This window comes from Streptomyces venezuelae (assembly GCF_008642295.1).
GTDB lineage: Bacteria > Actinomycetota > Actinomycetes > Streptomycetales > Streptomycetaceae > Streptomyces > Streptomyces venezuelae_C.
In genome coordinates this window covers 6,229,375-6,241,500 of the sequence record NZ_CP029190.1, presented here as the reverse complement: position 1 = coordinate 6,241,500, position 12,126 = coordinate 6,229,375, and the positions used below count along the sequence as shown (strand labels likewise).

The window sequence follows — 12,126 nt, the reverse complement described above, 5'->3', positions numbered from 1 at the left end:
GTTTCGCGGGTCGCGACGGCCCCGGACGACACGGGTCCGCCCGCCGTGCGGTCCGGCTCGGCGGGCTGCGGCGGGCGGCGGCGTGCTGCGGCGGGTCAGATGCGGGGTGGGCGGGATTCGTACGGGGTGGAGAGGACCACCGTGGTGCGGGTGGCGACGTGGGCCAGGGCGCGGAGGCGGCCCAGGAGGTCCTCCAGCTCCAGCGGGGTGGCCACCCGGACCTTGAGGATGTAGTTCTCGTCGCCCGCGACGCTGTGGCAGGCCTCGATCTCCGGTACACCCGACAGGCGCTCCGCGATGTCGTCCGGCGCCGAGGGGTCGAAGGGTTTGACCGAGATGAAGGCGGTCAGGGGCAGGCCGACTGCCTCGGGGTCGACGACGGCGGCATAGCCGCGGATGACCCCGCGCTGTTCCAGGCGGCGTACTCGCTGGTGGACCGCCGACGTGGACAGGCCCGTGGCCTTGCCCAGGTCCGTGTAGCTCATCCGCCCGTCCCGTACGAGCAGATCCACGATCTGGCGGTCCAACTCCTCCATTGCGCTCATAGCCGCTCAACCTAAGGCCCAGAAGTGGTCCTCGCCCAGTACCGTCTCGCCGCAGGAGGCACCTGCAGCAGGCATGTGACCAAAGCCACAGGGGTATGCAGTCCTCTGCCGGGGTGTTGTGGTTACTCGTGCGGCATGGCGGGAAGTGCTTGCTGTGGCCGAGGCCGAACCTGCCCGCCCGGCCCACCCAAGGGGGAGTACAACCATGTCGAACACCAAGCGCGCAGCCCGTAGCGAGCCCGAGCCAGTCGAGCTCCTCGACGCCGGCACCGAGGCCGAGGGAGCGGAGGACCCCGAGGACGCCGGCTATCTCGACGAGGCCGAGTCCTTCGACATACACCATGCGACCTGCCCCGACTGCGGGCAGTCCATCGCCCTCGTCGCCGACGAGGAGCACCTTCCGGAGCACGCCCTCTGCCTGACCCCGTGGAACCCCTTCGGGCTCACGGTCTGCGCCGGTACCGGGCGTCCGGTGTCCGATGCGCTGCCGGTGATCGGTGCCGCCGATACGCAAGAGCTGGAGCCGGTCGTGGTGCTGACGCTCCCTCAGGGGCTGGACTGGCGGACGCAGCCCTTCTCGCACGTCGGCGGTCCGGGCTCGCGTCCTGTCCGGCTGGTGGCCGCGCCGCCGCAGCTGCGTCAGCACGTACGGGCGGCCTGAGCGCCCTCGTCTACCAGTAGGTTCCCTGCACCATGGCGGCCAGGCTGGCGTGGTGCAGGATCAGGCCGTCGGGGTCGGCGGGGATCTCCACCTCCCCGAAGTGCGCCTGGCGGTAGGCGATCCGCAGCATCACGATGCCGTGCCGGAGCGCCGCGTACAGGGTGTGGAACTCCATGTCGCGCGGGGTGTGCCCGGTGAGTTCGGCGTACCTGCGTTCCAGGTCTTCGCGGCGCAGGAAGCCGGGGAGTCCGGGCTGGCCGAAGCCGACCGTGAGGTCCTGGAAGAACCGGTGGAGGTAGACGGTCCAGCCGAGGTCGACCTCGCGCGGTGCGTATGCGGCCATCTCCCAGTCGAGGACGGCCACCGGCCGGAACCCGTCGGCCTGGTAGATCACATTGCCGATACGGGCGTCGCCCCAGTTCAGGACGGGTTCGCCCTCGTCGGCCGGCCAGAGTTCCGCCAGCCGGTCGAAGGCCCGCTCCAGCAGGGGTGAACGGGCCAGGTCCCGGACGACCCACTCGTAGTAGGCGCGTTGGGACTCGACGTGCCGGCGCAGCGGGCTGCCCGTGCCGCTTTCGGGCAGCAGGAAGGCGGCTTCCTTGGCCGGGAACTGGTCGTGCAGACGGGCGAGCAGGGAGATGCTCTGCTCCTGGAGCTCGGCCCGTTCGGCGTCGGTCGCGGCGTGCACCCAGTTGCCCTCGTAGGTGTACGGCATGACGTCCGGCGGCACCCGGCCCTCGGCCCGGGCCATCACGAAGAAGGGCGCCCCGAGCGGGCCGGGGTCCTCCTCCAGCCACTCCACGCGCGGTACGGGCACGTCGGTGTGCTCGGCGACCAGGCTCATCACGCGGTGCTGGCGGGCCATGTCGTAGGTCGGGAACACGGTGTAGGCGGCGGGGTCCGCGGCCAGCCGGAGTGCGCAGGCCCGGATCGGGGTGTCGGGGTGCTCGATGTCGAAGAGCAGGGTCTCGCTGGACATGCCGTTGGAGCCGGGGACGGTGATGCCGCTGATCCGGGCGCCGGGGAGGGTGCGGTCCAGCCAGGCGGTGAGGCGGCGGCCGAGTTCTTCCGGGTCGCGGGTGGAGGTGCGGGGACGTGGTGCCGTTGCCATTGCTGCCCCTTTCCTGTCCTGTTCCTGGGGTGTGACGGGGGTGTGCCGGAGGTGCCGGAGGTGCCGGGGGTGCTGGGGGCGTGCCGGGGTGCCTACGGGGCGACGGAGGAGTAGTCGGTGAAGCCGCTCGGGTCGTGGCGGCCGAAGCTGCCGTGTTCGAAGATTCCGTGGCCGGTGCGGCCGTCGAGGGTGAAGCGGGCGGAGTGGTCGGTGACGCCGAACGCGGCCATGGGGTGGGCGGTGGGGTCGGACAGGTCGTAGACGCGGCGGTCGGTCCAGCCGCGGCCCTGCCAGCTGCCGTGCTGCCAGTCGCCGGCCGGCGGGTAACCGGCGCCGACGGCGAGCGGGGAGGAGCACAGGATCTCGACGCCGAGTTCGAGGGGCTTGCGGGAGACCGGGTCGGTGAGGTGGATGACGGCGGACTCGGGGTGGCGGCTGCCGGGCCGGTAGGCGATGTCGGCGTACGGCCAGCCGAGCTGGGTGTCCGGGCGGCCGGCAGCCTCGGGGAAGACCTGGACGGCCTCGGTGAGGGTGCGGTGGCCGTCGGCGTCCTCCTGGACGATGACCATGAGGAAGCGGTCCTCGAACCGGACGGGGATCCAGAGCCAGTGGAAGCCCTCGGTGCGGTGCTCTTCGGCGGCCCGGCCGCCGTCCTCGCCGGGGATGGGGCGGACCCCCCAGCTGCGGTCGCGGGTGCCGGTCCACTCCCCCGGGGTCAGGGTGATCTCCTCGCCCCGGGCCCGGAGGGTGCCGGTGGCCTGGCCGGCCTGGACGAAGCGGCGGCCCTCCAGCATCAGCCGGTCGCCGCGCCGCTGCACGTGGTGGGGTTCCCAGACGGCGGGGAACCCGGCGGTCCAGGTGATGTCGAAGGAGAGGCCGGCGGGGTCTTCGGGGGCCGGGTCGCAGTGCAGGGTGAGCTGCTTGAGGGGGGTGTCGACGGTGATCCTGAGCGGGCCGACGGAGAGGTTCATCCGGTCGTCGGTGAGGGCGTCGGAGGCGCGGACGGCGAGGAGTTCGTCGCCGGTGCGGAGGGTGGCGTAGGCGTCGATGACGCCGGTGTTGGGGTAGACGCCGAGGCCGGCGATGAGAACGAAGCGGCCGGCGTGGTCGAAGACGTGGAAGATGCAGCGGTCGTAGGCGTTCCGGTCGCCGGTGGCGATGTGTTTCATCGACAACGGGACTTGGTGGATGGGGTATTCGTCGAGGGCGATGGGGCGGTCCGCGGGCATGGCAAACCTCCTGGGCGCGGGGGTGGGCGGTGCGGCGGATATGACGGTACGTCAGAAACCGCACGCGGGACCAGGGTCGTGTCATTCCCTGACACCCCGACACCCGTGGCCACCCGCACGGTTGCGCCGGCCCGGCGAAGCCTGCGCGGGCGAGTGAGCCGAAGGGGCGCGTCGGCGAAGGAGGGCGAGCGCCCGGAGAAAACGCGTGGGGGTCCCCCCGGGCGAAGCCTGGGGGAGAACGAGCGTTTTCGAGGACGCACGCCCTCCTGGAGCCGACAACAGCGCCCCGGAGGCGAACCGAGCCCCCAAAAAGGAGCACCACTCGAACGTATGGGCCCAGTGACCCGGCGCCGCCGCACAGCGTTGGCCCAGGCATGACCCTGCTTGATGCTTCAACCGGGAGACGGCGGCGGCCGGTCCCACCGGGCTACGAAGAATCGGTTCAGCAGTCGGCTGCCCGAACTGCGCCCGCGCATGCGCCGGCCCAGCCGCCGCCCGATCCGCCCATCTACCGCGATCTCATCGCCCGCTGGGCGGGCGAGGGGCGGACCCTGCCGGGCCGGGGCGACCCGGAGTGGTACCGGGTCGCCACCGCGCCCGTATGGCCCGACGGCCCCCTCTTCGAGGACTAGGGCGCGTCCGGCGGGTCAGGGCCGGGCTACGCCCGCGTCTCCGGCCCCGCCAGGTGGCGGGCGATCACCATGCGCTGGATCTGGTTGGTGCCCTCGACGATCTGCAGGACCTTCGCCTCCCGCATCAGCCGCTCCACCGGGAAGTCCTGGGTGTAGCCGTATCCGCCGAGCACCTGTACCGCGTCCGTGGTCACGGCCATGGCCGTGTCGGTGCAGAAGAGCTTGGCCATCGCCGCCTGCCGCGAGAACGGCTTGCCCGCGTCCCGCAGCCGGGCCGCCGCCAGGTAGAGCGCCCGGCCGGCCTCGATCCGGGTGGCCATGTCGGCCAGCATGAAGCGCAGACCCTGGAAGTCGGCGATGGGGTGGCCGAACTGCTTGCGGTCCAGCGCGTAGGCCACGGCCTCGTCCAGGGCGGCCTGTGCGACACCGATGGCGCATGCGGCGATGCCGAGGCGGCCCGCGTCCAGGGCGGCCAGCGCGATCGTGAAGCCCTGGCCCTCCTCGCCGATCCGGCGGCTGTCCGGAACGCGTACGCCGTCGAAGTGCAGCTGGGCCGTGGGCGAGCCCTTCATGCCCATCTTCTTCTCGGGGGCGGCGGCCGAGAGGCCCTCCGCGTCGCCGGGAACCAGGAAGGCCGTGATGCCCTTGGGGCCCTCGCCGCCGGTGCGGGCGAGAACGGTGTAGAAGTCGGCGACTCCGCCGTGGGTGATCCACGCCTTGGTGCCGGTGATCACCCAGTCCTCGCCGTCGCGGACGGCCTTGGTGGTCAGCGAGGCGGCGTCGGAGCCCGAGGAGGGCTCGGACAGGCAGTAGGCGCCGAGCAGGCCGCCGCCGAGCATGGCGGGCAGGTGCTCGCCCTGCTGCTCCTTGGTGCCGTAGCCGGCCAGGCCGTGGCAGGCCAGCGAGTGCACGCTGACCCCGAGGCCGACGGTGAGCCGGGCCGCGGCCAGCTCTTCCAGGACCTGGAGGTAGACCTCGTACGGCTGCTCACCGCCGCCGAACTCACCGGCGTACGGGAGGCCGAGCAGGCCGGCGTCGGAGAGCAGCCGGAAGACCTCGCGGGGGAAGCGGCCGGCTTCCTCCTCCTCGGCGGCCTGCGGGCGGATCTCCCGTCCGGCGATCTCGCGTACCAGTGCGAGGAGGTCCCGGGACTCCTCGGTGGGCAGCTGACGGTCCACCGGCTGCGGGGCGCGGTCGGTCATGGCGGCGCTCTCCTCCCTCGTCGGGCGCGGCGGCGGCACGCGAGGTGTGGGACGCGCCGCCGGGTCTCGATGCTCAGGCAGCCGATGCTGCCCTCCCGGATCACGGGAGGGACGGACGAGCGGCTGCGGCGGGTTGAGTATGCCCGATCGGATGCTTTACGTCACGGGTGCAAGATCGGCTGATCCCGGGCTGTGACCTGGGCCGGGGCCGGAGGCGGCCGGGAAGACGACGGGGGCCGCGGCCGGGGCCGGGCCGGGCACCGTGAACGCGGGCGTTCCGGGGAGCGGCGGCGGAGCCGGGCATTCGGGAACGAACTCGCCGATGACCGCCAGGGTGGCCCGCAGCTGCCGGACGAACAGGGCGCCCAGCTCCTCCCGGCCGGGCCGGCCGGGGGTGCGCAGGGTGCCGATCCAGTCGAGGGTGGCGCCCTCCACCCCGGAGAGCCAGCCGATCAGGGCGAGGCGGGCGAGCGGCGGCAGCGTGCGGCGGCCGTAGGCGCCCTCGGCGATGGTGGCGACCAGTTCCTCGCGGACGGTGTCCCGGATGGCCAGGACTTCGGCGTCCGAGCCGATGCCGCCGGTGACGATGGTGCGGTAGGCGGCCTGGTGGTGTTCGGCGTAGTGCAGGTAGCTGTCGACGGTGCGGTGCACCCGCTCGGCGGGGGGCAGCTCCAGCTCGCCGGCGGCCCGGGCGACGAGCTCGGCGACGGAGTCCTCGACGATGGCCAGGTAGTAGCCGCGCTTGCTCTCGAAGTAGTAGTAGATCAGCCCTTTGGCGACGCCGGCCTGTTTGGCGATGTCGTCCATGGACAGTGCGTCGTACGAGGTGTCGGCGAACAACCGTCGCCCGATCGCTATCAGTTCGGCTCTGCGGACCTGCGAACGCTCGGTCGTTCCGCGCTGTTGACCACGATTCAAATCCGGACCTCGCCTTTGACTGCCGAAAGATCCCGGCAGTATCGCATCCGGAGTGACCGGGGGCGGTTACAGCCAGCCGACCTGGGTGACGAACATGGCCACGACGACCACCAGGGTCCAGCCGAGGACGTTCTCGAGCCACTTGGAGTCGTCCTTCGGACCGCCGGTCCGGGTCAGCTTGCGGGCGCGGGCGAGGGCGGCGGTGTTCGCAGTCATGGGTGTTCTCACGATCGTCTGGCAGTGAACGGACACCCCCCGGTGTCCCTCCAATGTGCCAGCGACCGGGGCCCCGGCGGTAGAGACGTTGGTCACTGCCGCCGGGGCCCACACCCCCGCCCTTCGGTGTTTCCCGAGGTCAGACGGTGTCTCGATCACGTCCCGCCATGGCCACCATGGCGAGGCCGAGGCACAGGGCCACGCCACCGGCGATCACGTTGCTGACCACGCTGCGGGTGGTGTCCATCTCCCCCGCGATGACCCACGGGGCGATGATGGTCCAGGCACCCAGCGCGACCGCCGTCCAGGCCATCGCGTGGGTGCGCTCGTAGGCGGAGCCCAGGCCGCTCATGCAGACGCAGAACGCGAGGCCCGTGATCAGGTTGTTGACGGCCAGCGGGCCGAGCCCGCTGAACCCGGCGATCCAGGGCGAGGCCGCCAGGTACAGGCCGGTGATGAGGGCCAGTGTCTCCACGGCCTGGGCTCGGGGGGTGCTCGTCACCCGCTCGAACCGCGTGCGCATCTCGGCGAGGTCGGGGTGCTGCTCAATTCTCGGATGGGTGGTCATGGCGGGCCGCCTCCTAGAGACGTACTCGATTGCCCTTTATGTCCACCTTATGCCCGTTTGTTTGCAGGTCATGCAGGGTTTTCAGAGCACTCCGACCGCCCGCAGTGCGGCCGTCCGGCCGGGGTCCGGAAGGGCGGGGACGTAGAGGTAGCAGACGCCGCCGCTGCCGGAGACGGCCTTGCCCGACGCGTTGTACCGCTTGGTCCGGAGCCAGACGTTCTCCCACTCGCGGCGGCGGTAGACCCGGCGGACGGCGGCGTTGGTCGGCGCGTGCGGGTCGTTGGCGATCACATCGCCGGCCGGGGTGAACCCGACGACCGTCATCAGATGGCCCGCCGTGCCGTATCCGGCGCCGGTCAGCTCGCCCTCGCGGAAGGACTGGGAGGTGATGACCGGGATCCCGGCCGCGATCAGGGCCTCCAGGTCGGTGAGGCAGGTCAGCCGGGTCACCACGGCGGCCATGTCCGGGTAGGTGGCTGCGTAGGCGGCGTTGAAGGGCCAGTTCCCGCAGCCCCGGTAGGCGTGGTCGTACGTGGACCGGGCCGCGTGGCAGACCTGCGGGTCGGCGTACTCCGGCCGGACCCAGGCCAGGTCCTGCGGGGCGGCCTTCCGGCCCCAGTACTCGATGACCATCTGGGAGGAGGTGGGGCTGCACCAGGCCTCGCCGCCGTTGTCGTACTCCGGGTACTGGCCGGCATGGGTCTCCTGGGAGTACCGCGGCACCTTCAGCTCCCGGCCGTGGCCGGCCACCGCCCGGCCGGGGCCGGAGGCGGGGACGGTGAACCGGTCGGGCACATCGGAGGCCATCGCCCCGGCCAGCCACACCACCGGGCGCAGGTCGGCGCCGGGGCGGCGGTACAGGGTCAGCCGGAGCTGCCAGTCCCGCAGCCGCAGGCCCTTGGCCGGGTCGTCCACGACCAGGGTGTCGGTCCATACGGTGGAGCGGCCGTCGGTCTGGCCGTCGACGGAGGTGCGGCGGATGTCGGCGTCCCCGGAGGCCCAGCGGCCCATCACGTACCAGGGGGTGGCGGTGCCGTCGGTGTAGGTGCCGCGGAGTTCGGTCTGGAGCCAGCTGCCGGCCGGGGTGCGGGCGTTCCAGGAGGCGATGACCTCGGTGGCGGGCACGGCGGACCGGTGCACCGGGGAGGTCCAGGCCGCGTACTCCCAGGTTCCCTGCCTGCCGGTGTGCGGGTCGGTGTACGCGGTGCGGCCGGCGGGCGCGGCGAAGGCGAGGGCGGGGCGGGCGCCGGGGACGGCGGTGGTGCCGTGGTGGGTTCCGGCCTGCCAGTCCGCGGACGAGAACCAGAACCGGTTGTCCACCGTGGGGCCGGCGGCTGCGCCGGAGCTCCCGGGGGCGGCGGCCGAGGCGGACTGGACGGCGGGGCTGCCGCCCGCCGCGGCGGCTGCGGCGAGGGCGGCTGCCAGCAGGGTCCGGCGCGGGGTGAGTTCGGTCATGGGCGGGACCCCCAGGTCGGTCGAGGCGGCAGCTCCCGCCACCCTCCCAGGTCGGGCCACCCGGGGCCAGGGCGTACGGGGCGCGTGTCGCAGCCGCCCCGGCGCCGGGCCGGCCGGGGCCGGCGGTAGCGGAGGCCGGCGGTAGCGGGGGCCGCCGGTCGCGGGGGCCGGCCCCCGCGCCCGTAGGCTTGGGCGGGTGGAAGAGTTCCGTCCGCCCTCTCACCCGCTCCGCCGGCTCGCGCAGGAGCTCGCCGTGCTGCCGCCCTCGCTGGGGCCGGTGCGGCTGATCGGGATCGACGGGCACGCCGGGTCCGGGAAGAGCACCTTCGCGGAGCGGCTCGCCGAGGCGCTGGGCGGGGTGCCCGTGCTGCACCTCGACGACGTGGCCACGCACGAGGAGCTGTTCGGCTGGACGGAGCGGCTGCGCCGACAGGTGCTGGAGCCGTTGTCCACGGGGCGGGCCGCGCACTGGGCGCCGTACGACTGGGTGGAGCGCAGGTTCGGCCCGGCGCGGGTGCTGGAGCCCGTTCCGCTGCTGCTGGTGGAGGGCGTGGGGGCGGGCCGGCGGGCGCTGCGCCCGCATCTGGCCCGGCTGTTGTGGATGGAAACCCCGCGCACGCTGTCCTGGGGGCGCGGCCGGAACCGGGACGGGCGCGAACTGGACCTCTTCTGGGACGGCTGGGAGCGCGCGGAGCTCGCGCACTTCGCGGACGATCCTTCACGCCCCTTCGCCGACACCCTGGTGCGCCAGTGCGGTACGGGATACGAGTGGACTTCCGGGGCGGGTGGGACGACAGGAACCCCCGGTTCCGTTACCGAGGGTGACGAACTCCCCCAGGCCTGACCGGCCCGGCCGGTCCGCTCGCGCCGGCCTGCCCGGCACCGCTTGACCTGGGGCCCGCACCGGCCTTACGTTCTGAATGCGTGGCCGTACACGGCCACTGCGGACGCGAAGCCCCCGGTTGTTCCCCCGTGACCGGGGGCTTCGTACTGCCCTCCGCAGCTCCTCCCCCTCCCCCGCCCTTCACTGTGTGTGACATTGATGCCGTCGGGGCGCCGGTGGATCCGTCTCTCCGGCGCACTGCGTAAGGTCCGTGGCCGCAGGTACGATGCCAGCCTGATTTCATCGGCGCAGAGGCAACTCGGCTGTGCAATGCGGGGGTTGCTGCGCACCACGGGGGCAGGCTTGTGGGGGACGTGATGGACTTCGGCACGCAGGGCAGCGGCAGCGCGCACGCCCCGGCCGAACTCGCCTGGCTGCGCGGGGTGGACGCCTGCACCATGGGCGCCTATCCGCAGGCCGAGGAGGAGTTCCGGGCGGCCGTACGACTCGACCCCACGATGGCGGACGCCTGGCTGGGGCTGCACGCGCTGCGGGTGGACACCACCCATGCGCTGTTGCGGATGTACGCCCACCGGGACCGGTTCGGGGAGCAGCGGGCCCGGCACCGGCGGACCCTCAACTCCTGGTACTGGCTGGGCTGGTGGGTGCAGCCGGTGCTGGAGAGCCGGCGCGATCTGCTGCTGGCGCACGCCTCGCACTGGCTGGACGGCCGCCATGTGCCCGAACTGGACCAGGCCCTCGCCGCCCTGCCACCGGTGGACGCCGATGCCCAGGTCCGGTTCCTGCACGCCTGCCGCGCCTATCTGGTGAAGGACTGGGAGCAGCTGGTCCGGCACACCGAGCCGCTGGTGGACGATCCGCTGCTGGGCATCGAGGCGGGGCTGTTCGGCGGGATGGCCCGGGTCCGGCTGGAGATGTACGGGCAGGCGGAGCCGATGCTGTCGGCGGCGCTGATGCGGTGCCGCAGCGAGCAGCCGCAGCGCAAGGAGCTGCGGTACTGGCTGGCGCGGGCCCATGAGGGGACGGGGCGCAGCGCCGCCGCGCTGCCGCTGTACCGGGCGGTGCACCGGGTGGATCCGGCGTTCATGGACACGGCGGCCCGGTTGACGGCCATCGCCGCCGAGTCGGACGGGCTGGAGGGGTACGACCTGTCGCCGGTCGGCGGTGACTTCGCGGCGGTGATGCCGACCCTGGCGGAGCCGGACCCGTTACTGGGCGGGGAGCCGGCGGAGCCGCGGTTCGCGGGGCCGGCGGCCGGGCCGTCCGCCGGGGCGCCGCCTGGCGCGGGGACGGGGGCGGCTGCGGGGCCTGGGCCCGGGGCCGGTGTCCCGCCGCCGGGACCGGGCGGCCGGACGGACGGCGTACGCCGGAAGGCCGCGGTACCGCCGCAGGCCGCGCCCGCCGGGCTGCCGCCCGGCCCGGCGGACCCGGCGCTGCTCGCCGAGGCGCTGGCCGAGCTGGAGCGGATGGTGGGCCTGGAACCGGTCAAGCGGCAGGTCAAGGCGCTCTCGGCGCAGCTGCACATGGCCCGGCTGCGGGCCGGGCAGGGCCTTCCGGTGCAGCCGCCGAAACGCCACTTCGTGTTCTCGGGGCCGTCCGGGACGGGCAAGACCACGGTGGCGCGGATCCTCGGGCGGGTGTTCTACGCGCTGGGACTGCTGGGCGGGGACCATCTGGTGGAGGCGCAGCGGGCGGACCTGGTGGGCGAGTTCCTGGGCCAGACCGCGGTGAAGGCGAACGAGCTGATCGATTCGGCGATCGGCGGGGTGCTGTTCGTGGACGAGGCGTACAGCCTGTCGAACTCGGGGTACAGCAAGGGCGACGCGTACGGGGACGAGGCGTTGCAGGTGCTGCTGAAGCGGGCGGAGGACAACCGGGACCACCTGGTGGTGATCCTGGCCGGCTATCCGGCGGGGATGGACCGGCTGCTGGCCGCGAACCCGGGGCTGTCCTCGCGGTTCACCACGCGGGTGGACTTCCCGAGTTACCGGCCGCTGGAGCTGACGGCGATCGGGGGCGTGCTGGCGGAGTCGAACGGGGACCGCTGGGACGAGGAGGCGCTGGACGAGCTGCGGAGCATCAGCGGGCACGTGGTGGACCAGGGCTGGATCGACGAGCTGGGCAACGGGCGGTTCCTGCGGACGCTGTACGAGAAGAGCTGTGCGTACCGGGATCTGCGGTTGGCGGGGTACGGGGGAACGCCATCGCGGGAGGACCTGGCGACGCTGCGGCTGCCGGACTTGATGCAGGCGTACGGGGAGGTCCTGTCGGGGCGGGGACCGCAGTCGGAGCCGGGGCTTTAGCGCTGGGCCGCGCCGTACGGGGGGCCGGGCGGGCCGCTGCGCGGGGCCGAGCCGGTACGCCGGGCCAGGCCGCTGCGCGAGGCCGAGCCGTACGCGGGGCCGGGCCCCGAGGCCGGGCCGCTGCGCGGGGCCAGGCCGGTACGCCGGGCCAGTACGCGGGGCCGGGCTTCGGGACTGGGCCGCTGCGCGGCGGATTGCCCCACCCCGCCCCTTCCCGAAACCGGGGCCTGCGGCCCCGGACCCCGCTCGTGGGGCTGCGCCCCACACCCGCCTGATTCCCCGGGCCCCGCCCGAACCCGGGGCCCCGCGAGCCCCGACCCCGCCCGTAGGGCTGCGCCCCACACCCGCCTGGTTCCCCGGGCCCCGCCCGGAACCCGGGGCCTGCGGCGCCGGACACGCGTCCAGGCCCGCGGGCCCTGGGGCGGAGCCCCGAGAGTCGCCC

General features: G+C 73.3%; 11 protein-coding genes and 1 pseudogene. 3 read left to right on the top strand and 9 right to left on the bottom strand.

All coding sequences use genetic code 11. The features are described 5' to 3' along the window. Window positions 1-95 precede the first annotated feature (95 nt). Window positions 96-536, bottom strand: coding sequence for an Lrp/AsnC family transcriptional regulator (locus DEJ50_RS28210; RefSeq protein ID WP_190345061.1), 441 nt, complete (start codon window positions 534-536; stop codon window positions 96-98). A 214-nt stretch (window positions 537-750) separates the two neighbouring features. On the opposite strand from DEJ50_RS28210, the gene DEJ50_RS28205 reads away from it, so the two are divergent. After that, window positions 751-1,206 carry a hypothetical protein gene (locus DEJ50_RS28205; protein ID WP_150210897.1) on the top strand — a complete coding sequence of 152 codons (456 nt, stop codon included), beginning with the start codon at window positions 751-753 and terminating at the stop codon, window positions 1,204-1,206. A 10-nt stretch (window positions 1,207-1,216) separates the two neighbouring features. On the opposite strand, the gene DEJ50_RS28200 is transcribed toward DEJ50_RS28205, so the two are convergent. The 7 genes and pseudogenes from DEJ50_RS28200 to DEJ50_RS28165 all read right to left on the bottom strand — a co-directional run bounded on the left by DEJ50_RS28200 (window position 1,217) and on the right by DEJ50_RS28165 (window position 8,537). Continuing rightward, window positions 1,217-2,317, bottom strand: coding sequence for a phosphotransferase family protein (locus DEJ50_RS28200; RefSeq protein WP_150210896.1), 1,101 nt, complete (start codon window positions 2,315-2,317; stop codon window positions 1,217-1,219). Window positions 2,318-2,409: 92 nt separating this feature from the next. After that, entirely contained in the window at window positions 2,410-3,546 is a 1,137-nt protein-coding gene (locus DEJ50_RS28195; protein ID WP_150210895.1) for a hypothetical protein, read from the bottom strand. A gap of 658 nt (window positions 3,547-4,204) precedes the next feature. Beyond that, the gene (locus DEJ50_RS28185) at window positions 4,205-5,380 is read right to left on the bottom strand and encodes an acyl-CoA dehydrogenase family protein (protein WP_150210893.1); all 1,176 of its coding nucleotides are present in this window, start codon (window positions 5,378-5,380) and stop codon (window positions 4,205-4,207) included. Window positions 5,381-5,668: 288 nt separating this feature from the next. Further along, window positions 5,669-6,298 (bottom strand): annotated as a pseudogene (locus tag DEJ50_RS28180) (TetR/AcrR family transcriptional regulator); the annotation flags it as partial. A 66-nt stretch (window positions 6,299-6,364) separates the two neighbouring features. Then, window positions 6,365-6,514 carry an SCO1431 family membrane protein gene (locus tag DEJ50_RS28175; RefSeq protein ID WP_150210891.1) on the bottom strand — a complete coding sequence of 50 codons (150 nt, stop codon included), beginning with the start codon at window positions 6,512-6,514 and terminating at the stop codon, window positions 6,365-6,367. A 139-nt stretch (window positions 6,515-6,653) separates the two neighbouring features. Next, complete coding sequence (locus DEJ50_RS28170; protein WP_150210890.1) at window positions 6,654-7,082, bottom strand: SPW repeat protein; 429 nt, start codon at window positions 7,080-7,082, stop codon at window positions 6,654-6,656. Between the two features lie 81 nt (window positions 7,083-7,163). Continuing rightward, complete coding sequence (locus tag DEJ50_RS28165; RefSeq protein WP_150210889.1) at window positions 7,164-8,537, bottom strand: peptidase C39 family protein; 1,374 nt, start codon at window positions 8,535-8,537, stop codon at window positions 7,164-7,166. A gap of 196 nt (window positions 8,538-8,733) precedes the next feature. Here DEJ50_RS28165 and DEJ50_RS28160 point away from each other — a divergent pair, with 196 nt between their 5' ends. Together DEJ50_RS28160 and DEJ50_RS28155 are read left to right on the top strand one after the other, a co-directional pair. Then, entirely contained in the window at window positions 8,734-9,381 is a 648-nt protein-coding gene (locus tag DEJ50_RS28160) for a uridine kinase (RefSeq protein WP_150210888.1), read from the top strand. A gap of 356 nt (window positions 9,382-9,737) precedes the next feature. Continuing rightward, window positions 9,738-11,684 carry an AAA family ATPase gene (locus DEJ50_RS28155; RefSeq protein ID WP_150210887.1) on the top strand — a complete coding sequence of 649 codons (1,947 nt, stop codon included), beginning with the start codon at window positions 9,738-9,740 and terminating at the stop codon, window positions 11,682-11,684. Here the strand turns inward: DEJ50_RS28155 and DEJ50_RS28150 are convergent. Next, the gene (locus DEJ50_RS28150) at window positions 11,681-11,887 is read right to left on the bottom strand and encodes a hypothetical protein (RefSeq protein WP_150210886.1); all 207 of its coding nucleotides are present in this window, start codon (window positions 11,885-11,887) and stop codon (window positions 11,681-11,683) included. The genes DEJ50_RS28155 and DEJ50_RS28150 overlap by 4 nt on opposite strands. Window positions 11,888-12,126 lie beyond the last annotated feature (239 nt).